This is a genomic window from Pseudomonas sp. FG-3G, from assembly GCF_901007645.1.
Lineage (GTDB): Bacteria > Pseudomonadota > Gammaproteobacteria > Pseudomonadales > Pseudomonadaceae > Aquipseudomonas > Aquipseudomonas rhizophila.
This window is the reverse complement of the sequence record NZ_CAAKGZ010000024.1, coordinates 106,611-131,548: the sequence shown is the minus strand read 5'-3', so window position 1 is coordinate 131,548 and position 24,938 is coordinate 106,611. Positions and strand designations below refer to the sequence as shown.

26 protein-coding genes, 1 tRNA gene and 1 pseudogene are annotated in these 24,938 nt (G+C 59.1%); 18 read left to right on the top strand and 10 right to left on the bottom strand.

The features are described 5' to 3' along the window. Positions 1-27: 27 nt before the first annotated feature. The 4 genes from pheT (at position 28) to PSEUDOMOFG3G_RS16945 (ending at position 3,215) form a co-directional block, all read left to right on the top strand. Entirely contained in the window at positions 28-2,406 is a 2,379-nt protein-coding gene (gene pheT, locus PSEUDOMOFG3G_RS16960; RefSeq protein WP_139050678.1) for a phenylalanine--tRNA ligase subunit beta, read from the top strand. Between the two features lie 3 nt (positions 2,407-2,409). Continuing rightward, entirely contained in the window at positions 2,410-2,712 is a 303-nt protein-coding gene (gene ihfA, locus PSEUDOMOFG3G_RS16955) for an integration host factor subunit alpha (RefSeq protein WP_002553164.1), read from the top strand. After that, positions 2,693-3,049, top strand: a complete 357-nt coding sequence (locus PSEUDOMOFG3G_RS16950) for a MerR family transcriptional regulator (RefSeq protein WP_003179985.1) — start codon at positions 2,693-2,695, stop codon at positions 3,047-3,049. The genes ihfA and PSEUDOMOFG3G_RS16950 overlap by 20 nt, the downstream gene beginning before the upstream one ends. Before the next feature lie 89 nt (positions 3,050-3,138). Further along, positions 3,139-3,215, top strand: a tRNA-Pro gene (locus PSEUDOMOFG3G_RS16945). A gap of 78 nt (positions 3,216-3,293) precedes the next feature. Here PSEUDOMOFG3G_RS16945 and PSEUDOMOFG3G_RS16940 read toward each other — a convergent pair. Beyond that, positions 3,294-3,513 (bottom strand): annotated as a pseudogene (locus PSEUDOMOFG3G_RS16940) (integrase); the annotation flags it as partial. Positions 3,514-3,887: 374 nt separating this feature from the next. Continuing rightward, positions 3,888-4,226 carry a hypothetical protein gene (locus tag PSEUDOMOFG3G_RS16935; RefSeq protein WP_257220824.1) on the bottom strand — a complete coding sequence of 113 codons (339 nt, stop codon included), beginning with the start codon at positions 4,224-4,226 and terminating at the stop codon, positions 3,888-3,890. 334 nt (positions 4,227-4,560) lie between these two features. On the opposite strand from PSEUDOMOFG3G_RS16935, the gene PSEUDOMOFG3G_RS16930 reads away from it, so the two are divergent. After that, entirely contained in the window at positions 4,561-4,839 is a 279-nt protein-coding gene (locus PSEUDOMOFG3G_RS16930) for a hypothetical protein (protein ID WP_139050676.1), read from the top strand. An 18-nt stretch (positions 4,840-4,857) separates the two neighbouring features. On the opposite strand, the gene PSEUDOMOFG3G_RS16925 is transcribed toward PSEUDOMOFG3G_RS16930, so the two are convergent. Continuing rightward, positions 4,858-5,037: a hypothetical protein gene (locus tag PSEUDOMOFG3G_RS16925; RefSeq protein ID WP_139050675.1), complete on the bottom strand. Its 180-nt coding sequence runs from the start codon at positions 5,035-5,037 to the stop codon at positions 4,858-4,860. Continuing rightward, on the bottom strand, positions 5,034-5,255 hold the full coding sequence (locus PSEUDOMOFG3G_RS16920) for a hypothetical protein (RefSeq protein WP_139050674.1): 222 nt from the start codon (positions 5,253-5,255) through the stop codon (positions 5,034-5,036). Before PSEUDOMOFG3G_RS16920 ends, PSEUDOMOFG3G_RS16925 begins: the two co-directional genes overlap by 4 nt. Positions 5,256-5,424: 169 nt before the next feature. On the opposite strand from PSEUDOMOFG3G_RS16920, the gene PSEUDOMOFG3G_RS16915 reads away from it, so the two are divergent. Both PSEUDOMOFG3G_RS16915 and PSEUDOMOFG3G_RS16910 read left to right on the top strand, forming a co-directional pair. After that, positions 5,425-5,856 carry a hypothetical protein gene (locus tag PSEUDOMOFG3G_RS16915; protein WP_139050673.1) on the top strand — a complete coding sequence of 144 codons (432 nt, stop codon included), beginning with the start codon at positions 5,425-5,427 and terminating at the stop codon, positions 5,854-5,856. 139 nt (positions 5,857-5,995) lie between these two features. Next, positions 5,996-6,337 (top strand): hypothetical protein, encoded by a 342-nt coding sequence (locus tag PSEUDOMOFG3G_RS16910; protein ID WP_139050672.1) that lies wholly within the window; start codon positions 5,996-5,998, stop codon positions 6,335-6,337. On the opposite strand, the gene PSEUDOMOFG3G_RS28250 is transcribed toward PSEUDOMOFG3G_RS16910, so the two are convergent. The 3 genes from PSEUDOMOFG3G_RS28250 to PSEUDOMOFG3G_RS16895 all read right to left on the bottom strand — a co-directional run bounded on the left by PSEUDOMOFG3G_RS28250 (position 6,321) and on the right by PSEUDOMOFG3G_RS16895 (position 10,818). Continuing rightward, on the bottom strand, positions 6,321-6,485 hold the full coding sequence (locus PSEUDOMOFG3G_RS28250) for a recombinase RecT (protein WP_306670307.1): 165 nt from the start codon (positions 6,483-6,485) through the stop codon (positions 6,321-6,323). The genes PSEUDOMOFG3G_RS16910 and PSEUDOMOFG3G_RS28250 overlap by 17 nt on opposite strands. Positions 6,486-6,758: 273 nt before the next feature. After that, complete coding sequence (locus tag PSEUDOMOFG3G_RS16900; protein ID WP_047229344.1) at positions 6,759-7,451, bottom strand: response regulator; 693 nt, start codon at positions 7,449-7,451, stop codon at positions 6,759-6,761. Beyond that, positions 7,426-10,818, bottom strand: a complete 3,393-nt coding sequence (locus PSEUDOMOFG3G_RS16895) for an ATP-binding protein (RefSeq protein ID WP_139050671.1) — start codon at positions 10,816-10,818, stop codon at positions 7,426-7,428. The genes PSEUDOMOFG3G_RS16900 and PSEUDOMOFG3G_RS16895 overlap by 26 nt, the downstream gene beginning before the upstream one ends. A 320-nt stretch (positions 10,819-11,138) precedes the next feature. Here PSEUDOMOFG3G_RS16895 and urtA point away from each other — a divergent pair, with 320 nt between their 5' ends. The 9 genes from urtA (at position 11,139) to PSEUDOMOFG3G_RS16850 (ending at position 20,001) form a co-directional block, all read left to right on the top strand. Continuing rightward, entirely contained in the window at positions 11,139-12,383 is a 1,245-nt protein-coding gene (urtA, locus tag PSEUDOMOFG3G_RS16890; protein WP_047229346.1) for an urea ABC transporter substrate-binding protein, read from the top strand. A 110-nt stretch (positions 12,384-12,493) separates the two neighbouring features. Beyond that, entirely contained in the window at positions 12,494-13,411 is a 918-nt protein-coding gene (urtB, locus tag PSEUDOMOFG3G_RS16885) for an urea ABC transporter permease subunit UrtB (protein WP_057448796.1), read from the top strand. 10 nt (positions 13,412-13,421) lie between these two features. Continuing rightward, positions 13,422-14,609, top strand: a complete 1,188-nt coding sequence (gene urtC, locus PSEUDOMOFG3G_RS16880) for an urea ABC transporter permease subunit UrtC (RefSeq protein WP_139050670.1) — start codon at positions 13,422-13,424, stop codon at positions 14,607-14,609. Then, positions 14,606-15,364, top strand: coding sequence for an urea ABC transporter ATP-binding protein UrtD (gene urtD / locus PSEUDOMOFG3G_RS16875; protein ID WP_139050669.1), 759 nt, complete (start codon positions 14,606-14,608; stop codon positions 15,362-15,364). The genes urtC and urtD overlap by 4 nt, the downstream gene beginning before the upstream one ends. Positions 15,365-15,374: 10 nt before the next feature. Further along, entirely contained in the window at positions 15,375-16,064 is a 690-nt protein-coding gene (gene urtE / locus PSEUDOMOFG3G_RS16870; RefSeq protein ID WP_139050668.1) for an urea ABC transporter ATP-binding subunit UrtE, read from the top strand. Between the two features lie 155 nt (positions 16,065-16,219). After that, a complete protein-coding gene (fmdA, locus tag PSEUDOMOFG3G_RS16865; RefSeq protein ID WP_047229351.1) occupies positions 16,220-17,449 on the top strand; it encodes a formamidase in 1,230 nt (409 codons plus the stop codon). Between the two features lie 36 nt (positions 17,450-17,485). Then, a complete protein-coding gene (locus PSEUDOMOFG3G_RS16860; RefSeq protein WP_139050667.1) occupies positions 17,486-17,833 on the top strand; it encodes an FmdB family zinc ribbon protein in 348 nt (115 codons plus the stop codon). 14 nt (positions 17,834-17,847) lie between these two features. Further along, positions 17,848-18,891, top strand: a complete 1,044-nt coding sequence (locus tag PSEUDOMOFG3G_RS16855; protein WP_047229353.1) for an aliphatic amidase — start codon at positions 17,848-17,850, stop codon at positions 18,889-18,891. Between the two features lie 3 nt (positions 18,892-18,894). Continuing rightward, positions 18,895-20,001, top strand: coding sequence for an AAA family ATPase (locus PSEUDOMOFG3G_RS16850; RefSeq protein WP_257220823.1), 1,107 nt, complete (start codon positions 18,895-18,897; stop codon positions 19,999-20,001). Here the strand turns inward: PSEUDOMOFG3G_RS16850 and PSEUDOMOFG3G_RS16845 are convergent. The 3 genes from PSEUDOMOFG3G_RS16845 to PSEUDOMOFG3G_RS16835 form a co-directional block, all read right to left on the bottom strand. Further along, complete coding sequence (locus tag PSEUDOMOFG3G_RS16845; protein WP_257220822.1) at positions 19,946-21,523, bottom strand: lactate dehydrogenase; 1,578 nt, start codon at positions 21,521-21,523, stop codon at positions 19,946-19,948. The genes PSEUDOMOFG3G_RS16850 and PSEUDOMOFG3G_RS16845 overlap by 56 nt on opposite strands. A 377-nt stretch (positions 21,524-21,900) precedes the next feature. Further along, the gene (locus tag PSEUDOMOFG3G_RS16840; protein ID WP_047229356.1) at positions 21,901-22,164 is read right to left on the bottom strand and encodes a hypothetical protein; all 264 of its coding nucleotides are present in this window, start codon (positions 22,162-22,164) and stop codon (positions 21,901-21,903) included. 131 nt (positions 22,165-22,295) lie between these two features. Further along, positions 22,296-22,967 carry a bifunctional 2-polyprenyl-6-hydroxyphenol methylase/3-demethylubiquinol 3-O-methyltransferase UbiG gene (locus PSEUDOMOFG3G_RS16835; protein WP_139050665.1) on the bottom strand — a complete coding sequence of 224 codons (672 nt, stop codon included), beginning with the start codon at positions 22,965-22,967 and terminating at the stop codon, positions 22,296-22,298. A gap of 225 nt (positions 22,968-23,192) precedes the next feature. Between PSEUDOMOFG3G_RS16835 and PSEUDOMOFG3G_RS16830 the strand changes: the two genes are divergently transcribed. Then, positions 23,193-23,897, top strand: coding sequence for a TetR/AcrR family transcriptional regulator (locus tag PSEUDOMOFG3G_RS16830; protein ID WP_107322866.1), 705 nt, complete (start codon positions 23,193-23,195; stop codon positions 23,895-23,897). Beyond that, positions 23,887-24,672 carry a pyrroline-5-carboxylate reductase gene (locus PSEUDOMOFG3G_RS16825; RefSeq protein WP_139050664.1) on the top strand — a complete coding sequence of 262 codons (786 nt, stop codon included), beginning with the start codon at positions 23,887-23,889 and terminating at the stop codon, positions 24,670-24,672. Before PSEUDOMOFG3G_RS16830 ends, PSEUDOMOFG3G_RS16825 begins: the two co-directional genes overlap by 11 nt. Positions 24,673-24,938: the final 266 nt, after the last annotated feature.

The following is a 24,938-nucleotide window of genomic DNA, read 5'->3' as shown; positions in this document are numbered from 1 at the left end:
CCGTAACGAATCTAATAGGAGAGCAGGATGAAATTCAGTGAACAATGGCTGCGCGGCTGGGTAAGCCCGCAGGTAAGCCGGGACGAGCTGGTTGCTCGTCTGTCGATGGCCGGTCTTGAGGTCGATAGCGTGACGCCGGCCGCCGGTGAATTCAGTGGTGTGGTGGTGGGCGAGGTGCTGAGCACCGAGCAGCACCCGGACGCCGACAAGCTGCGGGTGTGCCAGGTCAGCAATGGCGCGGAAACCTTCCAGGTGGTCTGCGGCGCGCCAAATGTGCGCCCGGGCCTGAAGATCCCGTTCGCCATGATCGGTGCCGAACTGCCGGGCGACTTCAAGATCAAGAAAGCCAAGCTGCGTGGCGTCGAGTCCAACGGCATGTTGTGCTCCCAGGCTGAACTGCAGATTGGCGAAGGCAACGATGGCCTGATGGAGCTTCCAGCTGACGCACCGGTCGGCCAGGACATCCGTGAGTACCTGAGCCTGGACGATGCGAGCATCGAGGTCGACCTGACCCCGAACCGTGGCGACTGCCTGTCCCTGGCCGGTCTGGCTCGTGAAGTGGGTGCGTTGTATGCCGCCCCAGTGGCACGTCCAGCGGTCGCGACCGTTGCCGCGGTGCATGATGAAGTGCGCTCGGTTGAAGTGCTGGCGCCGGCGGCATGCCCACGTTACCTGGGGCGCGTTATCCGTAATGTCGACCTGTCCAAGCCGACCCCGCTGTGGATGGTCGAGCGCCTGCGTCGCGCCGACGTGCGCAGCATCGACGCTGCCGTCGACATCACCAACTACGTGATGCTGGAGCTGGGTCAGCCGCTGCACGCGTTCGACCTTGCCGAAATCAACGGCGGCATCCGCGTGCGCATGGCTGAGGAAGGCGAGAAGCTGGTACTGCTCGATGGCCAGGAAGTGACCCTGCGCAGCGATACGCTGGTCATCGCCGACCACTCCCGTGCCCTGGCGATTGCCGGCGTGATGGGTGGTGAGCACAGCGGCGTCTCCGCGACGACCCGTGATGTGTTCCTTGAAAGTGCGTTCTTCGACCAGATTGCGGTGGCTGGCAAGGCCCGTTCCTATGGCCTGCACACCGATGCCTCGCACCGTTACGAGCGCGGCGTGGACTGGCAACTGGCCCGTGAAGCCATGGAGCGCGCCACTGGCCTGCTGCTGGAAATCACTGGCGGCGAAGCTGGCCCGATCATCGAAACCGTCAGCGAACAGCACCTGCCCAAAATCGCACCGGTCACCCTGCGTGCCCAGCGCATTACGCAGATGCTCGGCATGGAAATGGACCCGGCTGAAGTCGAACGCCTGCTCAGCGCCTTGGGCCTGAACATCAGCGCCGACGGGGCAGGGCAGTGGCGTGTCGAAGTGCCAAGCCATCGCTTCGATATCAGCCTGGAAGTCGACCTGATCGAAGAGCTGGCCCGTCTGTACGGCTACAACCGTTTGCCGGTTCGCTACCCGCAGGCGCGCCTGGCCCCACAGGCCAAGGCCGAAGCCCGTAGCGACCTGCCGGAACTGCGCCGTCTGCTGGTGGCTCGTGGGTATCAGGAAGCGATCACCTACAGCTTCATCGATCCACGCCAGTTCGAGCTGTTCAATCCGGGTGTCGAGCCGCTGTTGCTGGCCAACCCGATTTCCAACGACATGGCCGCCATGCGCTCGTCCCTGTGGCCGGGCCTGGTCAAGTCGCTCCAGCACAACCTGAACCGCCAACAGGACCGCGTACGTCTGTTCGAAAGCGGCCTGCGTTTCGTTGGTCAGTTGGAAGGCTTGAAGCAAGAGCCGATGCTGGCCGGTGTCGTTTGCGGCAGTCGTTTGCCGGAAGGCTGGGCGCAAGGTCGCGATGTCGTCGACTTCTTCGACGTCAAGGCTGACGTGGAAGCGGTGTTGGGCTTCGCCGGTGCGCTCGATGCGTTCACCTTCGTGCCGGGCAAGCATCCGGCGCTGCATCCGGGGCAGACAGCACGCATTGAGCGTGACGGGCGTGAAGTCGGCTATGTCGGCGCGATTCACCCTGAACTGTCCAAGACCCTGGGTCTTGATCGTCCTGTGTTTGTTTTCGAGCTGGTTCTGGGCGAAGTGGCACTGGGGAAAATGCCGAAATTCCAGGAGTTATCGCGCTTTCCTGAAGTGCGGCGTGACCTTGCGCTGCTGGCCGATCGCGACGTTGCATCCAGCGCCGTACTGGATGTAATCCGTGAAAATGCAGGCGAATGGCTCACGGACCTCAGGCTATTTGACGTGTATCAGGGTAAAGGCATTGATCCGCATAGAAAAAGCCTTGCAGTCGGCTTGACCTGGCAGCATCCATCGCGCACTCTTAATGACGATGAGGTGAATACCGCAACGCAGAATATCCTCACCTCGCTCGAAAACAGGTTGAACGCCACGTTAAGGAAGTGACGTATGGGGGCTCTGACGAAAGCTGAGATGGCGGAACGTCTGTATGAGGAGCTGGGCCTGAATAAACGGGAGGCCAAAGAATTGGTCGAACTGTTTTTCGAAGAAATCAGGCACGCTCTGGAAGACAACGAACAGGTCAAATTGTCCGGTTTCGGCAATTTCGACCTGCGGGACAAACGCCAGCGGCCTGGCCGCAATCCGAAAACGGGTGAAGAAATCCCGATCACGGCTCGCCGTGTGGTCACCTTTCGTCCAGGGCAGAAGTTGAAGGCCCGAGTTGAGGCTTATGCTGGAACCAAGTCATAACGACGAGCTACCCGTCATCCCAGGCAAACGCTACTTCACCATTGGTGAAGTCAGCGAGCTGTGTGCGGTAAAACCGCATGTGCTGCGCTATTGGGAGCAGGAGTTTCCTCAACTCAACCCGGTCAAGCGCCGCGGTAACCGCCGGTACTATCAGCGACAAGACGTGCTGATGATCCGGCAGATCCGCGCGCTGCTGTACGACCAGGGGTTCACCATCGGCGGAGCGCGCTTGCGCCTCTCCGGTGATGAGGCCAAAGACGATACAACCCAGTACAAACAGATGATCCGCCAGATGATCGCTGAGCTTGAAGATGTGCTGGTGGTGCTCAAGAAATAAATTTCTGCTTTTAAATCTTCCAGTTTTCAAAAGCTTGCGATATATTCCTGAGCGTTCCGTTGAGAGACGGAACAAGATTCACGCCTAGTCGGGGCGTAGCGCAGTCCGGTAGCGCACTAGCATGGGGTGCTAGGGGTCGAGTGTTCGAATCACTCCGTCCCGACCATTATTCCTGAGTAAAATCAGACAGTTAAGCCGATCAGATGGATCGGCTTTTTTGTGCTCGCGCAAAACATGCGCAAAACTAGCCGGTGATTTCGCTGATATTCAGGTCTGGGATTGCCTCCGACCACACGATATCCGCGTGATCCCTCTGGTAGTTCTGGTCATGGCATGGCCGGCGATCTTCTGCCCATCCTTTCCGGCTTTCTGATACAGGTGCAGCGACAGCGCACGCACTTCGTGGAAGCCCGGCATTTCCTCTTCTATCGACCCCTTGAACAACCCGCCGCTTCCCGGACCCCATCGAATCGCTGGCGCCGTAGACGATCACCAGGCCAGAGCCCTTGGCGACCTGGAAGAGGTCTTTATGGATGCGGCAAGGGTAGGCGATTGCGCATATACGATCCGCGAGGTCTTCTTTGTTCATGGCATAGCTCCGCCCGCCGTTTACCAGCAGGCTGTGAGTTGTAAGGGTTTGGTTTGTAGTTATATGGCTTTGGTGGGGGCTTGTATCAGGGTATGGCTGATATACGAGGAAGCCTCATTCGAATAAGGTTCTGTAGTTCGCCCTGCCAGGTGTTTCAGAGAAATGCTGAGTGGCCGCAGCTGGTCAGGGTGGGCTTTTTTTTGCCATGGCTCCTCTAGATGGGACAGGCCCTGTAAAGCAGGGGGAGGATCATGGCGTCACCTCTTTGATATGGCTGCCTATCCATTTGCGCATTCGTTGCCAGCGCTGCTCCGGGGTTTCGTTCCAGCCGCACTCGTCATTCTCAAATACGACCTCGGCGGCCATGGCTGGCGCTATTCTGAAAGCGCCCGAAACTGTTTCTCGGCAATGCGCATCGATGACGCTCATTTCGATGCTGCGCTTCGCACTGAGAACACCGAGGGTGCAGAACTGCCCGTCAGCTTCAAGCGTGTCCGCCACCAGGCGCTTGTTAGGCATCGCGTCCATTGCGTCGTGAGGTTCGATCAGAAAGGCCTGGTCGCGCTTGCCCTTCAACGCCGATGACACGGCGCCACGCCAGCAGATCAGATCCCACCCACCGCAATCGTCGCTGTAGTGCCCACCAGCACACAGGCCCGGAATGGTCAGGCAGAACCAGCCTTCGCCTTCAGGCCGGTCAGGCTCCCAGTAGATGGATGGGCAGGTAACAGGACCAAATACTTTGTCCGGAACCTACACGCAAACTAAAGCGTCCGGTACTTGTACCTGGGATGCTACAAAGCTTTGATAGAGCCTAATTATTCCTTTGCCGCTATAGCGGCTAACTTTGAAGGGGGAGGGGTTAGAGGTTTTTGGAGCTACGGCTACTATCGTTATAAAATCGGTTATTGCGGTGGCTCAGATGCTCAATGAAACGGATACGGTCGGACAGACGTTTAAGCGGGCGTTCTTCCGAGTAGATGGCGTGACGATGTATTTCTTTTGGGCGATATGGGCCGGAATCATGACAAAGGTTCTATTTGATCCCAGCCAGCCAAAAATCGCTGTACTGGTCCTTTTCATGGTTGGCATGATGAACCCCATCCTATTCATCATGATGGGATTGATGCGGCTCCCTGGATTATTGACGGCGCTGGTTCTCGCCGGACTGAATGTTAAAGGCCTCTGGGTTTTCGTGTAGCTTCGACGCTGAACTGGCCTACCGGTATTGGGTGCTGATTCGCTGGGCGATGGCTTCGAGTTTTTCAGCCATTGCCCACATGTCGTTGTTGTCGCGGCGGGACGTCACGGGCGCGCGGTGGACGTTGCGGCCGATCAGGATCCAGGCGGCGAGCAGGATTAGCCAAGCCTCAGCCTTTCGGCGAACGAAGCGCCTCATGGCAGCGCTGCTGGGTGTGTTTCGTTCCAGCGCTCGAAGGCTTCTTGGGTGGTCGCCGCCTCGATACACCCGTCGCACTGGTTGCATGCCGCCACGCCACCCGAGGCGCCGACGTCGCGATGTCCTTTCTTATATGGGTTCACGTGCCAGTCGTCATCAAGTTCCGGTCCATCCACCTCAAACACCAGGTGCTTACCGCAGGAGTGGCAGAAGTTCATGCCGTTTTCCTCTGGCCCGTCATCATAGAATGACGAAGTAGAGCCGCAGGCGCTGTTCCAGATCCCGCTTTCGCCGTCTTGGCTTCATTCCGACTTGCCGGTTGGCGTGATTCGAGTTTGTAGGCTATTGGTTGATGGCCCGGCATGGGGCCGGATTGAGGAAAAGTCGATGCTTTATCGGGGCGAGTGCAGGGCCGTACATGATTCAAACAATGGGAAGATTTTCCCCAAGAACTTGAATGGTGAAAAAGAGGTTGTTGAACGGATGGATGGGCAATTCAGTCTTGATGGGCGCTTCACATTGGGGCCGACCGAAGCCAACCGAGTTGCAGCGCACCAGATTGAAACGGGACTGTATGGTGGCTGCTCCGTTTCCACTACTCGTTCACACGATGAGGCCAAACGTTTCGCTTTGTATGCTGATAACCAAGGCGTTATTTACTGGATTGACGATAGTGAATTTGAGTCGCATGGCGTTCTAGCGATAGAGCCCGAGAATCCAGATATCGCGAAAGAGCAGGAAGTAACAATTCGCGCTGCCGACGGCGGAGAAATTCCGGCTGCACTGGTCGTTCATGTTGAATTTGTGGAGAGAAGCTGACCCTCCTGCTAACCCTTGGATGACTTAGAGGCAGGGGCAAGCGCCACCCTGCATGACTGGATGCGACAGTGGTTGTGGTATTTGAGGTATGGCAGAGTGATGGCCCAACACTTCACCAACAGGCAAGGAACGGTTTTCGATGCGGTATTTGCTGGTTACAACGATTGCCCTTCTGATTGCTGGATGTTCAGGCCCGGGCGTCGTACCGATGGGGCGTGACACATACATGATTGCGAAGGACGGCAGCTTCACCACCTTTGGCGGCGGAGCGGTCAAGGCCGAGCTGTACCAGGAAGCCAGTGCGTTCTGCGAGGGGAAAGGCAAACATCTGATGCCAATTAAGGAGGCATCCCGGGATTCCGGATACGGTCGTTATGCCAATGCGGAGTTGCAGTTCCGTTGTCTCAGTGAAAACGATCCAGAGCTGCATAGGCCAACTCTGGAGTCAGAACCGAACGTAAAGATCAGAATCGAGCAATAGCGCTGGCCTCCAGCTCGTCGCGTGTATACACGCTCAAGATCACGTCAGGGCAATACAGGCGAGCCCATTTTTTAAGGGCCAGGTACGCGATCTGCTGCTTTGGATCGTCCGCCCATAGCGTCGAGTTCCGTGTTCGCGCCTGAGTCATCAAGATGGTCGGTTCGCGGGGGAGAGTCTTCGCCCACGAACGTAGCCCAAACGCGGACCCCAAGCCCTTTCTCGTCGTTTATGTTCCAGTTTGGGATGCGGTACTTCTTCGGCTGCGGATACCGTATTCGCAGCCTCGATCAGATGCCCGAGCTCGGCGCTGTCGCTGTTTTTTTGCTGACAAGGGCTTCGATGCTGAAGCCCTGCGGCGCTACTGTGACCATTGCCGGATGCGGCCGGTAATAGATCCAACAATACGTCTGGTTATCGCGGCTTACCTTGAAACACTGTTGCGAGAATCGGTCATGGCCGACAAGGCCACGGAGGTCGCTGCTGTGCGCGTTTCTACACCTAACTTCACATACACATGCTCCAGATGTTTGTTCACGGTGCGTGGGCTCAGATCAAGAATGGTGCCGATGTCGCGGTTGGTCTTGCCGCAGGCCACCCAGCGCAGAACCTCGACTTCCCGACCGGTGAGCTGAAAGCGTGCCGACAGCACCCTCTGCGCTGGCTCATCGTCCAGGCTCGGCGCGGCTGGCTGTGACGCCGCTCGGGCCGACAGCAGGATGCGCGAGGTGCGCAGGTGTGCGGCGACCCGGGCCAGCACTTCGTCGGTCTGGATCGGCTTGGTCACGTAGTCGCTGCCACCAACTTCAAAGCCCTGGACCACATGCCTGCTTTCCGTCAGCGCGGTCATGAACAGCACCGGAATATCGGCGTTGGCCGGTTGCTCCTTGATCCGCCGGCAGGTCTCGAAACCGTCCAGGCCCGGCATCATCGCATCCAGCAGGATCAGGTCCGGACGCCGGCGTTCGATGCGGTTCAGGGCGCTGAGCCCGTCGAGGGCCACCAGCACCATGTAGCCGGCATCGTTGAGGGCGTCGGAGAGCATGGCGAGGTTGTCCGGGGTGTCGTCCACAATCAGCACGACACCGGGTTCAGCGACTGTGGTCAATACATTCATCTTCTGCCTCCTTGAGGGCGCGGTTGATTTCGTCCAGGCGAAAGTTTTTCAGCAGCTTGCGTAGCGAACTGATGAAAGGGGCGGTGGCTGGCGTCTCGGCCTGGATGGCGTCAAGTTTTTCGTGCAGACCGCGTACGTAGCCAATGGCGCTGAGTTCGCCGAGGGCGATGAGGTCAGGCTGGGAGGGCAATACCCCCGGTTCGGGGAATGTCGCAGGGGCTGGTTTTTCGCGGCGCAGCCAGTGCAGGTCGAGTTGCTGCTGGATCCGTTCGAGCAGCTCCGGGGTGTTTACCGGCTTGGCAAGGTAGTCGTTGCAGGCACTGGCCAGGCTGCGCTCGCGCTCGTCGTTAAAGGCATTGGCCGATATCACGATGATCGGTGCTGTGGACAACGCATTGCGGCGGATCAGTCGGCTGGTTTCCCAGCCATCCATCGTCGGCATCGACAGGTCCATGAGGATCAGGTCCGGCCCTCGCAGGGCGACCTGGCGAATCGCTTCCTGGCCGTTGCTGGCCTGGATCACTTCAAAACCCAGGGGCGTAAGCATGCCGCTGAGGACCTTGCGATGGTCCACATGGTCGTCCACTACCAGCACCAGACGCCGCGGCCCCTGGTAGCCGATGATGTCGTGTTCGACATGGATTACCGCTTGCGGCACCCGTACTTGCGAGAGAAACAGGCGCACCTGGAAACAGGTACCCTTGTCCTGCTGACTCTTGACCTGCAACTCGCCGCCCATCAGCGAGGTGAGCATGCGGGTAATGGTCAGGCCCAGGCCAACGCCCTTGTCCTGGCGCATCAGATCACCGCGCTCGAAAGGCTGGAAGATTCGCTCGATGTGCTCGGGGTCGATGCCGATACCCGTGTCGATGATGTCGAAGGTTGCCGTCTCGCGCATGTAACTGACCCGCAGGCAGACCTCGCCGCTGTCGGTGAAGTTGACCGCATTGCCCAACAAGTTAATGAGGATCTGCCGGACGCGCTTTTCGTCGCCCCGCACTACCGCCGGTATCTTGCCGATCAGCTCCAGGCGAAAGCGCAACCCTTTGTCCCGGGCTTGTGGGGTGAACATCAGCTCCAGATCGTGGATCAGTTCCGGGAAGGGGATTTCCGTCGGTTCCAGGCGCAATTTGCCGGCCTCGATCTTGGCTACATCGAGCAGGCCGTCGATCAGCGACAGCAGGTGCGAGCCGCTGCGCAGGATGGTCGCCAGGGCATCCTGATGCTGCTCCGGCATGGCCGCATCGCGCTGCAGGATCTGGGTAAAACCGAGGATGCTGTTCAACGGCGTACGCAGTTCGTGGGACAGTCCGGTGACGTAGCGACTCTTGGCCGCGTTGGCCGCCTCGGAAGCCTCCTTGGCATCTTGCAGGGCCTGGTCGGTCAAGCGGTGGGCTTCGATTTCCTGCATCAGCAGCAGGGTCTGGCGGTCCGATTCTTCCTGGGCCACGCGGCGGCTTTCCCGCGTCAGGACCACCCACCAGGCGAGGATGGCCGCCAGTACCGAGAGCGTCAGGAAGGCCTGGAAAAATGCCTGGTACAGCGTCGCCTGGGCTTGCGGCGAGTGGGGCAGCCCCTGGGAGGCCTGGCCATAGATCAGCGCCAGAGCGCCGCTGAGCATCAGGATCAGCGCGAGCAGCAGGCCCAGGTAATGGACTAGCCGGGTGTGCAGGCGTGGCACCGTGGCATTGGGCAACAACCAATGCAACAGCGCTTCGAATTGCGCCGACAGACGCCCGTGGGGTTTGCAGCGATCGCCGCAACGCGCGTCCAGCGAACAGCAAAGCGAGCAGATGGGCGTGCTGTAGGCCGGACAGAAAGCCATGTCGGCGGTTTCGAATGGGTTGCTGCACAGGCCGCAGGTGATCTGCGTGCTCGCAGCTACCGGTTGCAGCAGTAACGGATCGCTGGTGCGGGCGATGTAATAGCGGCTACGGGTGGCCCAGGCCAGCAGCGGGGTCATGACCAGCGAGGTGCCGAGGGCGACGAAGGGCGGAGCGGCCTGGGCCAGTGCACCAAATAGACCGAAGTGGGCGAGGACCGACAGCAGCGAGGCAATCAGCATGGAGCCGACGCCCACCGGGTTGATGTCGTAGAGGTGAGCGCGCTTGAACTCGATGTATTTCGGTGACAACCCCAAGGGTTTGTTGATCACCAGGTCGGCGACCACCGAGCCGATCCAGGCGATGGCGATGTTGGCGTAGAGACCGAGCACCTGGTCGATGACGTCGAATACCCCCAACTCCATCAGCATCAGGGCAATGGCCACATTGAACACCAGCCAAACTACGCGGCCGGGGTGACTGTGGGTGACCCGGGCGAAAAAGTTCGACCAAGCCAGGGAACCGGCGTAGGCGTTGGTCAGGTTGATCTTCATCTGCGAGACGAAGACGAACAGCACCATGGCCGCCAGGGCCCATTCCGGCGAGGCGAACACATAACCGAAGGCCACCAGGTACATCTGGGTCGGTTCCGTAGCGCGCTCGATGGGGATCTCGTGTTGCAGGGCGAGAAACGCCAGGAAGGCGCCAGCGAACATTTTCAGGGCGCCGGGCAGGATCCAGCCGGGGCCGGCGCAGAGCAGGGCGGCCCACCAGCGCTTACGGTTGGCCGCGGTTTTTTCCGGCAGGAAGCGCAGGTAGTCGACCTGTTCGCCGATCTGCGTCACCAGGGATAGGGCCACGGTACAGGCTGCGCAAAACGCCAGCAGATTGAAGTCGCCGCTGGCATCACGGCCCCGGAAACTGGTCCAGTCGCTGAAGGCCTCGGGGTTTTTCAGCAGCACAAACAGATAGGGCAGCACCAGCAGCACCAGCCACAATGGCTGGGTCCAGAGTTGCAGGCGGCTGATCAGGGTCACCCCATAGGCCACCAGGGGGATCACCAGCACGGAGCAGATCACATAGGCAAAGGCCAATGGGATATGGAAGTACAGCTCCAAGGCCAGGGCCATGATCGCTGCTTCCAGGGCGAAGAACAGAAAGGTGAAGCTGGCGTAGATCAGCGAGGTGATGGTCGAGCCGATGTAGCCGAAGCCGGCACCGCGGGTCAGCAGGTCCATATCGACGCCGTAGCGGGCGGCGTAGTAGCTGACGGGCAGGCCGGTGAGGAAGATGATCAGGCTCACGGCGAGGATCGCCCAGAAGGTGTTGGTGAAGCCGTAGCTCAGGGCCAGTACCCCGCCAATCGCCTCCAGGGCCAGGAACGACACCGCGCCCAAAGCGGTGTTGGCAATGCGTAGCTCCGACCACTTGCGAAAGGACTTTGGTGTGTAACGCAGGGCGTAGTCTTCCATGGTTTCGTCGGCGACCCAACTGTTGTAGTCGCGACGGATCTTGGCGATGCGCTGGGTGCCAGGTGGAAGCACGGCGAAAGACTCCTGGGGTCAAGGCGCTCCGTGCCTGTCGGGTGTGCCCGTGGCGGATAGCCGAGCAATTTTCATGCCCTGCACCACGCCGTCTTACCGCGCCAGCTGTTGCCTGCGCGCGCGTCCGCGCAGTGCCGTTCAGGCGGGGCCTGGGGCGATAGCCTGCGCCGCCTTGGTGCATTTTTCCCTACGTCAAATGACGTATGCGCTTACGTCAGGCTGCGTATACCCGTCACCGATCCGCGCCGCCATGCTGATGCCACCACCGTTGCCGGCCGCCTCAAGGCGAGCTGTCAGCGTCACCGCAGAGGAGTAGCAGCATGGAACCACGATTGATCCGCACTAAAGGCCTGTTGCCGCGCCGCCTGGCTCTGGGGGCGGCGGCCCTGTCGTTATTGGCTGCCAGTGTGTTCAGCCAGGGTGTATGGGCGGACGAGGCCAACAGCACCGGCCTGGCGGTGACCGCCACTGAAGTCACGGTCGGCCAGTTGCACTCGGCCACCGGCACCATGGCAATTTCCGAGACCGGCTCGATCCAGGCCGAACGCCTGGCCATCGAGCAGATCAACGCTTCAGGCGGCATCCTCGGTCGGCAGATCAAGGTGATCCAGGAAGACGGCGCCTCCGACTGGCCGACCTTCGCCGAGAAGGCCAAGAAGCTTTTGGTCAACGACAAGGTGGCAACGGTGTTCGGTTGCTGGACCTCGGCCTCGCGCAAGGCTGTGCTGCCGATTTTCGAGAAAGAAAACGGCCTGCTCTACTACCCGACTTTCTACGAGGGGCTGGAGCAGTCGAAGAACGTGATCTACACCGGCCAGGAAGCCACCCAGCAAATCCTCGCCAGCCTCGACTGGATCGCCAAGACCAAAGGCGCCAAAACCTTCTACCTGGTGGGGTCGGACTATATCTGGCCACGCACCTCGATGAAGATTGCGCGCAAACACATTGAAAACGTGCTGCACGGCACCGTGGTCGGCGAAGACTACTACCCGCTGGGCAACACCCAGTTCGGCTCGCTGATCAACAAAGTCAAGCTGAAGAAGCCCGACGTTGTGTTCGCCGCCGTGGTGGGTGGCTCCAACGTGGCCTTCTACAAACAACTCAATGCGGCGGGCGTCAATTCGGCCAAGCAGACCTTGCTCACCCTGTCGGTGACCGAGGATGAATTGCTGGGCATCGGCGGCGAAAACATGGCCGGCTTCTACGCCTCGATGAAGTACTTCCAGAGCCTGGACAACCCCAACAATAAAGCCTTCGTCGACGCTTTCAAGGCCAAGTACGGCAAGGATTCGGTGATCGGCGACGTGACCCAGGCCGCGTATCTGGGCCCATGGTTGTGGAAGGCTGCGGTGGAAAAAGCCGGCAGCTTCGATATCGACAAAGTGGTTGCAGCCTCGCCGGGCATCGAGTTGAAAACCGCGCCTGAAGGCTACGTCAAAGTGCATGAAAACCATCACCTGTGGAGCAAGACCCGCATCGGTGAAGTGCAACCCGATGGCCAGTTCAAAGTGGTGTACGAGTCCGATCTGATCGAACCGAATCCGTTTCCTAAAGGCTATCAGTAAGGTCTGGGCCTATCGCGGCAAGCCGACTCCAACACTCTGTAGGAGCTGGCTTGCCGGCGATGGAAGTCCATCGTTTTCCACATCCTCCCTCCAAGCAGGAGTCCATCATCATGGAATGGCTATCGGAATTTGGTGCCATCGCGGCGATGCAGGGGTTCAACGGCTTGTCCGTGTTCTGCGTGCTGCTGTTGATGGCATTGGGGTTGGCGATCATTTTCGGCCAGATGGGGGTCATCAACATGGCCCACGGCGAGTTCCTCACGATCGGCGCCTACACCACCTATGTCTGCTCGAGCCTGACCAGTCATTTCGCCCCGTGGTTTCAACCCTATTATTTTTTCATCGCCATCGCCCTGTCGTTCCTGGTGGCCGGGGCCATCGGCTGGCTGGTGGAGTGGGCGATGATCAGTCGGCTCTACAAGCGTCCACTGGACACATTGCTGGCGACCTGGGGGCTGTCCCTGGTGATGCAGCAGACCTTCCGTTCGGTGTTCGGCGCCCGTGAAGTCAGCGCGACGCCGCCGGAGTGGCTGATGGGGTCGTTCAACTTCACTGAGTCCATCGAGATCCCGCGCAACGGTCTGTTCATGATGGCCCTGACCCTGCTGCTCACCGGGGCCATTTTTCTCTTGCTCTACCGCTCACGCTGGGGCCTGCAAGTGCGGGCCACGGTGCAAAACCGACTGATGAGCCGTGCCGTGGGCATCAATACGCGCAAGGTCGACCGAATGACCTTTGCCCTCGGTTGTGGTGTCGCGGGGGTGGCCGGCGCGGCCTTTACCACCATCGGCTCCACCGGTCCCACCGCGGGCTCGCAGTACATCGTCGACACCTTCCTGGTGGTGGTCTTCGGCGGCGCACAAAGCCTGTTCGGCACCATTGCGTCGGCGTTCGTCATTGCCCAGACCCAATCGATTTCGGAGTTTTTCCTCAGTGGTTCGATGGCCAAGGTGCTGACCCTGTCCGGGGTGATTCTGATCCTGATGTTGCGCCCTCAAGGGTTGTTCTCCATCAAAGTGCGCAAGTAGAGGCGAGCCAATGAAGCTTTTAGACAAGATGCTGGCGGGCAAGCAGAACCTGTTGGGGGTGGCCCTGTTGGCGCTGCTGATCTTCGTGGTCTTCCCGCTGACCCTGGATGCCTTTCGCCTGAACATGGTGGGCAAGTACCTGACCTATGCCTTCGTCGCTGTCGGCCTGGTGTTGTGTTGGGGCTATGGCGGCATTCTCAGCCTCGGGCAAGGGGTGTTCTTCGGCGTCGGCGGCTACTGCATGGCGATGTTTCTCAAGCTCGAAGCCTCCGACCCGCAGAGCACCAAAATCCAGTCGACGCCGGGCATTCCGGATTTCATGGACTGGAACCAGATCACCGAACTGCCGTGGCTCTGGGTGCCGTTCCACAGTTTCAGCTTCACCCTGCTAGCGGTGATCCTGGTGCCGGTGGGGCTGGCCTTCATCATTGGCATGGCGCTGTTCAAGCGGCGGGTGGGGGATGTTTATTTCTCTATCGTCAGCCAGGCCATCGCGCTGATTCTCACGGTGCTGATCGTCGGCCAGCAGGGCCTGACCGGCGGGGTCAACGGCATCACCGATCTCAAGACTCTGCTCGGCTGGGACCTGCGCAGCGACAGCGCCAAGCTGCTGCTGTACTTCATCAACGCGGCCTTGTTGTTCGGCTGCATTTTCATCGGCCGTTTCGTCCTCGCGTCGAAGCTCGGGCGGCTGCTGATGGCGATGCGCGATAGAGAGGAACGGGTGCGCTTCTCTGGTTATGACGTAGCCAGTTTCAAGATTTTCGTGTTCTGCATCGCCGCTGCCTTCTCGGCCATTGGCGGCGCCATGTTCGCCTTGCAGGTGGGCTTCATGTCGCCTTCGTTTGTCGGCATCGTGCCGTCCATCGAGATGGTGATCTTTGCCGCTGTCGGCGGGCGCATGTCGCTGCTCGGCGCGGTGTATGGGGCCTTGCTGGTGAACTACGGCAAGACCTATTTCTCCGAGTCGTTCCCCGAATTATGGCTGTACCTGATGGGCGGGCTGTTCATTGCCGTGGTCATGTACTTCCCCAATGGCTTGGCCGGACTCTGGGACAGCCATGGCCGCCAGACCCTTGGCCGTCTATTGCGGCGTCCCTCGCAGCAAGCTGCCGTTGCCGAACCCCTGCCAGAGTCGCCGCGCACCGCGCCGCCAGCCTCGGCTCCTGAGCGTCCTTCGCTGGAGACGCAGCCATGACCGCCGTGGGTTTTCAAATGAACAAGCCGGTGCTGGTTATCGAGGGGCTGACGGTGTCCTTCGACGGTTTCAAGGCCGTGGACAACCTCAACCTGTACATCGACCGCAATGAAGTGCGGGTGGTGATCGGGCCCAACGGCGCAGGCAAGACCACGGTGCTCGACCTGATCTGCGGCAAGACCCGCGCCACCAGCGGCAGTATTCAGTTCGATGGTCAGGAGCTGACCAAGATGCGCGAGTACAACATTGTCCGTGCCGGTGTCGGGCGCAAATTCCAGAACCCGTCGATCTACGAAAACCTCACGGTGTTCGAGAATCTGGAGATGTCCTACCCGGCGGGGCGCAAGGTGTTGGGCGCGTTGTTCTTCAAACGCAGTGCCGCAGTGATTGCCCGGGTTGAAGAGGTGGCGCGGGAGATCTTTCTCGGTGAGCTGTTGCAGCAACAGGCCGACCTGCTGTCCCACGGCCAGAAGCAGTGGCTGGAGATCGGCATGCTGCTGATGCAGAACCCTGACCTGTTGATGCTCGATGAACCCGTCGCCGGGATGAGCGTCAACGAACGCGTCCAGACCGCAGAACTGCTCAAGCGCATCAGCCAGGGACGCTCGGTGCTGGTGATCGAACACGACATGGAGTTCGTCAAGAGCATCGCCCATAAGGTCACGGTGCTGCACCAGGGCAAGGTCCTGGCCGAGGGCAGCATGGAGTCGGTGCAGAACAACCCGAAAGTCATCGAAGTCTATTTAGGCCATTGAGGAAGCAGGCATGTTCAACGTAGACAAGCTGTCCTGTGGTTACGGCCAGAGCCAGATCCTCCACGACCTCGACCTGGCTGTGGCCAAACGCGAAATCGTCGCCGTGATGGGACGCAACGGTATGGGCAAGACCACGCTGTTCAAGAGCTTGATGGGCATCCTTCCGCAGTGGCGGGGGCAGGTCAGCGTCGATGGCCAGGAGGTCTCGAACCTGGAAACCCACGAGCGGGTGGAGCTCGGCATCGCCTATGTGCCCCAGGGGAGGATGATTTTTCCCAGCATGACGGTGTTGGAAAATATTCAGACCGGCCTGCCGGCATCGGCCCGGGGCCAGGTCCCCGAAGATCTTTATGCGTTGTTTCCGGTGCTTCACGACATGCGCTCACGCAAGGGCGGCAACCTTTCGGGTGGGCAACAGCAGCAACTGGCGATTGCCCGGGCGCTGGCGACCAATCCCAAGGTGTTGTTGCTCGATGAACCTACCGAAGGCATCCAGCCGTCGATCATCAAGGACATCGCGCGCACGTTGAAAGAGATCCGCAACCTGCGCGACCTGACCATTGTGGTCTCCGAGCAGGTGCTGTCATTCACCCTGGAAATCGCCGACCGCTTCCTGGTGATCGAGAAGGGCCGCTTCGTGATTGAAGAGACCCGGGACAAGGTCGACGAAGCCACCATCAGTCGCTACCTCTCTGTGTAGGTGCGGCCGGGCGGCGCGATGGTTTATCGGCCCCCTTTGTTGCAGCTGGCAAGCCAGCTCCTGCAGGGGTACGTCATCCAACGTATTGGCCGATTCGGGCCGCCATTCGAGACTGGTTCCAACGCGGTACATCCCCAATGTTCAGGAGCTTCGCCATGACCGATACCTTGATCAAAGTCGACCTCAACCAGCCCGCCACCGAGAACGAACAGATCCATAACCGCTGGCATCCGGACATTCCCATGGCTTGCTGGGTCAAGCCAGGGGATGACTTTATTCTTGAGACTTACGACTGGACCGCCGGCGCGATCAAGAACAACGACGACGCCTCGGATGTGCGTGACGTCGACCTGTCCACCGTGCACTACCTGTCCGGTCCAGTGGGCGTGCATGGCGCCGAGCCAGGGGATCTGCTGGTGGTCGACCTGTTGGACATCGGTGCCAAGGCCGAATCCATGTGGGGCTTCAACGGTTTCTTCTCGCGGCAGAACGGCGGTGGATTCCTCACGGATCACTTTCCCAGCGCACAGAAAGCCATCTGGGATTTCAAAGGCATGTTCACCAGCTCGCGGCACATTCCCGGGGTCAACTTTGCCGGCCTGATCCACCCCGGATTGATCGGTTGCCTGCCCGACCCGGTAATGCTCGCCGACTGGAACCGCCGTGAGCAGGAGCTGATCGATACCAACCCGACCCGCGTGCCGCCCTTGGCCAACGCCCCGTTGGCCGCCACCGCGCACATGGGCAAGCTCAAAGGCCAGGCCCGGGATGATGCCGCGGCCACCGGCGCACGCACCGTGCCGCCGCGTGAACATGGTGGTAACTGCGATATCAAGGACCTGTCCCGGGGCTCGAAGATTTTCTTCCCGGTCTACGTCAACGGCGCCGGGTTGTCGGTGGGAGACCTGCACTTCAGTCAGGGCGACGGCGAGATCACTTTTTGCGGCGCAATCGAGATGGCCGGCTGGGTGCATATGAAAGTCGAGCTGATCAAGGGTGGCATGGCCAAGTACGCAATCAAGAACCCGGTGTTCAAACCCAGCCCGATTATCCCGACCTACCAGAACTACCTGATCTTTGAAGGTATCTCGGTGGATGAAGCCGGCAAGCAGCACTACCTGGACGTCAATATCGCGTACCGCCAGGCCTGCCTGAATGCGATCAACTACTTGACCAAGTTTGGTTATTCGCCCGCCCAGGGCTATGCACTGTTGGGTTCTGCGCCGGTGCAAGGGCATATCAGCGGCGTGGTCGACATCCCCAACGCCTGCGCGACCCTCTGGTTACCCACCGAAATCTTCGAGTTCGACATCAACCCCAACGCCAACGGCCCCATCAAACACCTCGACGGCAGTATCGATCTGCCGATCGCCCCGGACCTGTGAGACACGCCCGAGCCCGATCAATGTCCGGAGAGCGCCATGCCGACCTATGAGTACGAATGCCAAACCTGTGGCGGTTTCACAATGTTGCGGCCTATGGCCCAACGGCACGAGCCGTGCCAGTGCCCGTTTTGCGCGGGCCCAGGAGGGCCGTTGCTGTTGTCTGCGCCGGCGCTGACGACGTTGTCGAGCAGTCAACGCCAGGCCATGGCGACCAACGAGCGAAGTGCCCACTCGCCGCAGACCCTTGGTGAGTACCAGCAGAACCGTCGTCACCCCAGTGGGTGCAGTTGTTGCGCACCGAGCAAACCGCTGGCCCCGACCAAAGCCAATCCACAGGGGCTCAAGAGTAAAACCGGCTCCAGACCTTGGATGATCAGCCATTAACAGAGGTAAATTTCATGCGTCATGGTGATATTTCCAGCAGCCCGGATACCGTGGGTGTCGCGGTCGTCAATTACAAAATGCCGCGGCTGCATACAAAAGCCGAGGTCATTGAAAACGCCCGCAAGATTGCCGACATCATCACTGGTATGAAAAGCGGTCTCCCCGGCATGGACCTGGTGGTGTTTCCTGAATACAGCACCATGGGCATCATGTACGACCACGATGAGATGATGGCGACTGCCGCCAGCATTCCAGGCGAAGAGACTGCGATCTTTTCCGCCGCGTGCCGTGCGGCAGACACGTGGGGGGTGTTTTCCCTGACCGGCGAGCGGCATGAGGAACACCCTCACAAAGCCCCGTACAACACGTTGGTGTTGATCAATAACCAGGGCGAAATCGTCCAGAAGTACCGCAAGTGCATTCCCTGGTGCCCCATAGAAGGCTGGTATCCGGGTGATCGAACCTATGTCTGCGAGGGGCCGAAGGGCTTGCAGATCAGCTTGATCATTTGTGATGACGGTAACTACCCGGAGATCTGGCGCGACTGTGCAATGAAAGGGGCGGAGTTGATCGTCCGGTGCCAGGGCTATATGTACCCGGCCAAAGAGCAGCAGGTGATGATGTCCAAAAGCATGGCCTGGGCCAATAATTGCTATGTGGCAGTGGCCAATGCCGCCGGCTTCGATGGGGTTTACTCCTACTTTGGTCACTCGGCGATCATTGGCTTCGACGGTCGCACTCTGGGCGAATGCGGTGAAGAGGAAATGGGCATTCAGTACGCACAATTATCCGTTTCGCAAATCCGCGATGCGCGAGCGAACGACCAATCACAGAATCATTTGTTCAAGCTGCTGCATCGCGGTTACACCGGGGTCTATAACTCCGGGGACGGCGACAAGGGAGTGGCTGATTGCCCGTTCGACTTTTACCGCACCTGGGTACTGGATGCGCAGAAAGCCCAGGAAAACGTCGAAAAACTTACCCGTCGCACCGTCGGCGTGGCTCATTGCCCGGTGGGAGAGATTCCCCACGACGGTAAAGAAAAACACGCAGGCTAAACCATGCCTTTCGTGAATGATCGCATCGACCCAAACCACCCACAGCCTAGCCTGACCAACGCATCACCGGCAGCAGATTTGTTGACCTCACGCTTCGTCTTCAATCCCGCTCAGGTCATGGCGTTGTTGCGCAGTCGAATTGTCGGCCAGGAACAAGCCATGAGCGCGGTCGAGGCGTTGCTAAACGTGGTTAAGGTCGATATTGGTGAACGTGAGAGGCCGTTGACGGTGAACCTGTTCATGGGGCCGACCGGTGTCGGCAAGACCGAAATCGTCCGTCTGCTGGCACTGGCCATACACGGTCGCTCCGATGCTTTTTGTCGCATCGACATGCACACCCTGGCCCAGGAGCATTACTCGGCGGCGCTCACCGGAGCGCCACCTGGTTATGTGGGGAGTAAAGAGGGCGTCAGTCTGTTCAATAGCGAATTGATTCAAGGTACCTACAGTCGCCCAGGCATCGTGCTGTTCGATGAACTGGAAAAGGCCAGCAAGGAAGTGGTGCGCAGCTTGTTGGGCATTCTTGAGAACGGCCAACTGACCTTGGCGGGCGGTAGCCGAACGCTGGATTTTCGCAATAGCCTGATCTTCATGACCAGCAACATTGGAGCCCGGCAAGCGACCACCTACAGGGAACGTTTTTCACGCGGCTGGCGGCGCTGGCTCGGCATCGCCCCACAAGGTGAGCAGGCTATGTTGGAGCAAGCGCTGCACGCGTGGTTCGAACCGGAATTTCTAAACCGTATTGATCGCATCCTGGTTTTCCAGCGCATCGAAACCCAATGGCTGGAAGCGTTGTTGCAGATCGAACTGAACAAACTCAACCAACGTCTCGGTCAGCATCGTCGTACGCTGGTCCTGGACGTTGCGGCAAGCGACTGGCTGTGCCGAAAGCATGACCCACGCTTTGGTGCTCGGGCTCTGACAAGGCGAGTGCGGGTTGAGCTAGAGCCTGCGATCGCTGAGTGTATGCTGGCTCATCCGCAGGCAATGCAGATGACTGCGACGGTCGAATCAAACCGGCTCACGGTTGTTCCAGCGCAAAGCACTGTGTTCAACGCATCAACGCCGAAGGATTTTCCTGCAACATCACCGACCTGTGGAGGGTAGCGAGCGCTTCCTTGAGTAAGGATTGCTCCTGCGCATCCTTGGATTTCTTGCTCTCCTTGGCGGCGTACTCCAGCAATACCAAGTGACTGCGGCTGGCTGAAGCCTCCTTCGGCACCACGGTCTCTTCAATCAGTTTGCCCGTGACGTACTTCTGTGTCCGTGTGTCCTGGCTGGCGTGTTGCGTGACGGAGGCTTTGGTCAGTCGGCCATCCTTGTAGGCGAGGCTGGCCGAGCTGCTGGCCTTGTCATTCACTTGTACGTAGAGATAGTTCTGCGATTCGTAATCTTTGCCCAGCGCAGGTGCTTTCCCGCCCTTCAGGCTTTTGTGAAAGCTGGCCGATAGACTCGATTGCTGGGTTTGATCGATCTTGCGGTCACGCATGATGGAGCCTGCGACGACAGTCTTTTGCGAGAGGGTATAGGCAAAGCTATCGAGTTCAGACAGGTGCATCGGGTTGGACGCCTTGTTAGTCTGAGTGATGGACGCCTCGAAGTCTGCCAGTCCGGTCAATAGGCCTTTGTCCGCCGCATTACGGGTCAATCGGTCAGGTAGGGTAATGCCCTCTGGGTAGTGGCTGTTCATGGCGCTGAACGCATCCTTGAACATCTCCATCAGGGCCGCCTTGGCGTTGCCACGCTCCTGCACTCGGTCAAACTGGGCAAGGTAGCTGTTCAGTGCGTTGGCCTGTTGCTTGGCATCGCCCAGGATTGCGCTGTTCTTCAGGTCAACGCTCAGGTTCAGTTTGCCCTCCGGACCGCTCATTTGCGTGGTGCGGCGTTGGTTGTCGGCGCTAAAGGCGAGGGTCAGATCTTCACCGTCCACGCCCTTAAGCTTGGCGTTCAGGTCAATGGATGCCAATACGCTGGAGTCAAACTGCGTCAGCTTGCTCAGGTCGAGCTTGGGTGGCTCGGCGGTCAACCCGTCGACAGCCGCCTGAAAGGCACTGCTCAGAGCGCCAATCGCCTTGAGTTCCTCCTCGCTCAGCGGGCCACCATTCACGGTAGCCTGGACGCCAAGACCATCGTCCTGGCTTGTCAGGCTGAAGGTGACCGTCTTGCCGCTGGCGGTCTTGATGCTGAGACTGATCAGGTTGTCGGCTTTATTGTGCAGTAGCGTCTGTTCGGATTTTATCCCGGCGACGTCGTAAGCCCTGTCCGTGGTGGTATGGAGCACTGACTGGGAAATGCTCGAACCATTCTTGGCGAACTGCTCCACCAAGACCGCACCCAGGCGGTGAAAGCGGTTGGCTATCGACAGCGATCTGGGGTTGGTTCCCATGATGTTGGTGATAGCGTCCTGACCTTCCTTTTCCCAAACACGAACATTCTCCTGGCCAGGCAGTTGCCCGAGGCGGGTATAGGTCTGTGATTCAACATCGACCACCGGGCTGCCCAGGCTGACGATTGCCGACGGTCGAGCCGGGAAGACATCAGCACTGTCTATCGCTGTTGCAGGCGATGCCGCGACAGCGGAGCGAGTCTGGAGGGGAATGGCGGAAGTGATCGAGGATAGGGTAGTCATGACAGTCCGTGTCAACAGAGCAGAGTTGCACTCAATGTAGTGAATACACCACCCGATTGAAAGCGGGGTGGGTGAAATAAATGGCAAAGAGCTATTATGCATTTGCCCGTTAGCGAATTCCCGGAGCGGTTCAGCCCAATCTGCAAAGATTGGGCTTTTTTCACGCCTTGAGAAACGGCGTTCCCAGGCCTGTGGTCGACACTGTCGCCGTCAGAAGACCAGCTTGAACAGGGCGATGACCACGATCAGGCCGATTATGAAAATGATACCTACGGTGCCGCCAAGAAATTTCAACATAATGATGCTCTCATCGGATGGGCTTAATTTTCTAGACCACCCTCGACAACGCTCGTTTCGTTGAATTTCACCCGCAGTGATCAATGAACCGCCCAAGACCTCGGAACAGGCACCTGATCAAACTTCGAAACGGTCTTGATCCAGTAGCGCCGATAGTCGGTCTGGTCCGGCGCCAGGGGTTTGTGGGTTGACCATGGATGCTCCGCCTTCAGGCTCGCCCGGTAGGCTTCCCATTCTTTCTGCTCGGCCACTTCCCTGGCTTTGGTCCTGTCATCGAACCAACCCAGGACGTACGCTTCGCCCTGATCCGTGCCGTGTGCTATCAGCAGATAAATCTCTGTCATTACCTGATCCGCCGTTCAATCCTGAAACCCAGTCACTGGGGTCTTACCTTGGGTATCGGCAGCTTTTTTGTGTTGTTGAGGTTTATTGATGATCGGCGTGCGGTTGAAAGTCTGCCCCGTAGCAAACGCCCTTAGTCTCGCCGCTCGGCTACTAATAGTAACGATTGTGGCATCGCACTTTGCGGGTGCTGTGGCTCCTGTAGGCCGGCGAGCCGAAAGCCGGCCATGTCCAGTGCGTTGAGCCAACTGGATAAGGTTCGCAAGTACCACGGCATGGGTTGCCACTGTCCCTTGAAACCGGTGAAAGTCTCTTCCCGCCAACCATCCTGGTAGTCGTCCGCTGCCATGACCCACGGGTGCAGCGTCTGAATCACCAGCGTACCGCCAGGGGCGAGCAGGGCGTTCATGGCTGCGAGCAAAGGGACGATGTCTTGATGCAGCAGAGCGAAGTTGGCGCAGATCACGTTGTAGTCGCTGCCGATGTCCACCTTGGCCTGCGCCAGCTCTTCGTAGCTGGCCAAATATACCCGCGAAGAACCGACGGCCCGCGCGGCCTCAACCAGCGTAGCATCGCCATCTACACCGACCGCCTCGATACCTCGTTCAGTCAGGGCACGCAACAACCAACCCTCACCGCAACCCAGGTCGAGCACACGCTCGGGTTGGCGGCCTAGCACCGCCAGTATGATGGCCTGGTTGGTGACCTTGAGACGGCTTTCGAGGGTGCCGGTGCGGATGGCTTCGATCCAGGATTGGGCGTTGTGGTGCCAGCTTTGGAGGAGGGTGGATTCGCAGGTGGGCATTCGACTCTCCGGGTGGGTGATTAATGCAAGGATAGGACAAATGCTAATGGAGGCTTTGCCTGCCAGAGATACCGGTCAGGCAATTTGTGTAACCGAGAAACGATGGCGATAAGGCTGATGGTCGACTTCAAGACATATGTCTGTTCATGTCAATAAAATGTACTCACATGTACATTTTTGGGTCGTAGAGGTACATTGGTTTATGTATTTTGAAGGAGGCATGGGATGTCCCAGTTAGGGAAAGCACGTGGCAAGGCTCAAGACGCAGGCTGGCGGGGTTCGCCGGAGGGGTGGCTGGAAGCGGCCTACGAGGCTCTGAAGGAGTCGGGCATCGATGCTGTTCGGGTCATGCCGCTGGCCAAGCGCCTGGGCTTGTCACGCACCAGCTTCTACTGGTTCTTCGAGGACCGCGAGCAGTTGCTGGCGGCTTTGTTGTCTCGGTGGCGGGAGACCAATACCGGGGGCTTGATCAGGCAAAGCGAAAGTTATGCCGAAAGCATTTCCGAGGCGATCCTGAATGTGTTCGAGTGCTGGCTCAACCCGCAGTTGTTCGACTCGCAGTTCGAGTTTGCCGTGCGCAGTTGGGCGCTACAGTCCGCTGAAGTGGCTCAAGAGGTCGCTGCCGTAGACGAGCAGCGGATGAATGCTCTGGCGAGCATGTTCAAGCGCTTCGGTTATGACAGCCAAGGCGCTGATACCCGGGCCCGAACGATTTATCTGACGCAGATCGGCTATATCACCATGAATACGAGTGAGCTGATTACTGTGCGCTTCCAGCGCATTCCGCATTACGTGAGTATTTTCACCGGCAAAGTCCCCAAGCAGCGCGAGCTGGATCGCTTCTATGGGAAGTTCGGCTATGCCGAAAAGGAGCCTGGGATCTTTGTTCCCTTGACCGACACTTTCGAAGGCAGCACCGATGATCAATGAGACCGTGGGGATCATTGGCGGTACCGGCTGGCTGGGCGGGTCGATTGCCAAGGCGATGTTGGCGAAGGGACTGTTGCCGGCGGCGAACCTGGTCATTTCCAATCGTTCGGGAAACCACCCGTTGGCTCAGCAAGGTGCTTGCCTGGTCGCGGACAACCAGGACCTGGTGGATCGCAGCGACGTCGTGATCATCGCCGTTCGCCCCGAGCATTTCGCCAGCCTGAACATCAACGCGACGGGTAAAACCGTTATTTCTCTGATGGCTGGGATTGGCGCACAGACAATTGCTGCACAGACCTCGGCTGCGGCAGTGGTGCGGGCGATGCCCAATGCGGCGGTGGAGATCGGGCAGTCCTTTACGCCTTGGTATTGCTTTGCAGAGGTAGCGGCAACGACGAAAAGCCTCGTGCAGCGCTTGTTCGAGTGTGTAGGCACGGCGGCAGAGGTGCAGCAAGAGGACTTCATCGATTACCTCTCGGCGCTCTCGGGTACGGGCCCGGCTTTCCCTGCCTTGTTGATGACGACGCTGGCCAATCAGGCGATGGCTGCCGGCATTCCCTGCGATATCGCCCAACGTGCCGCGAAAAATGTGGTGGTAAGCAGCAGCCAGTTGTTGGCCAGTCACGATGCCCAACACATGATCGACGCCCTGGTGGCCTACCGTGGGGTGACGGCTGCCGCCTTGCAAGCGATGATCGATGGGCACTTCGAGGAGCAGGTGGGCAGGGCGTTGCAGGCAGGTGCAGCGGTTGCTCGTCAGGGGCTTCAAGCCTGAAAAAAGCAGCCCCTGCGCGATCGGGGCTCGTGTGTGTATCGGTTGCTGGGGTAGCAGTTATCGCGAGCAGGCTCGCTCCCACATTCAATCTTCAGTCGATCTAAAATTCATGTCCAACACAGACCCCCTGTGGGAGCGAGCCTGCTCGCGATGACAACAGCACATCCGGCATCCACGTAGCTGAACCACCGCTATCGCCAGCAGGCTCGCACGGGGTGAAAGTCAATGTTAAGTCTCAAAAATGCCCCTGACTCATGGGGTCAGGG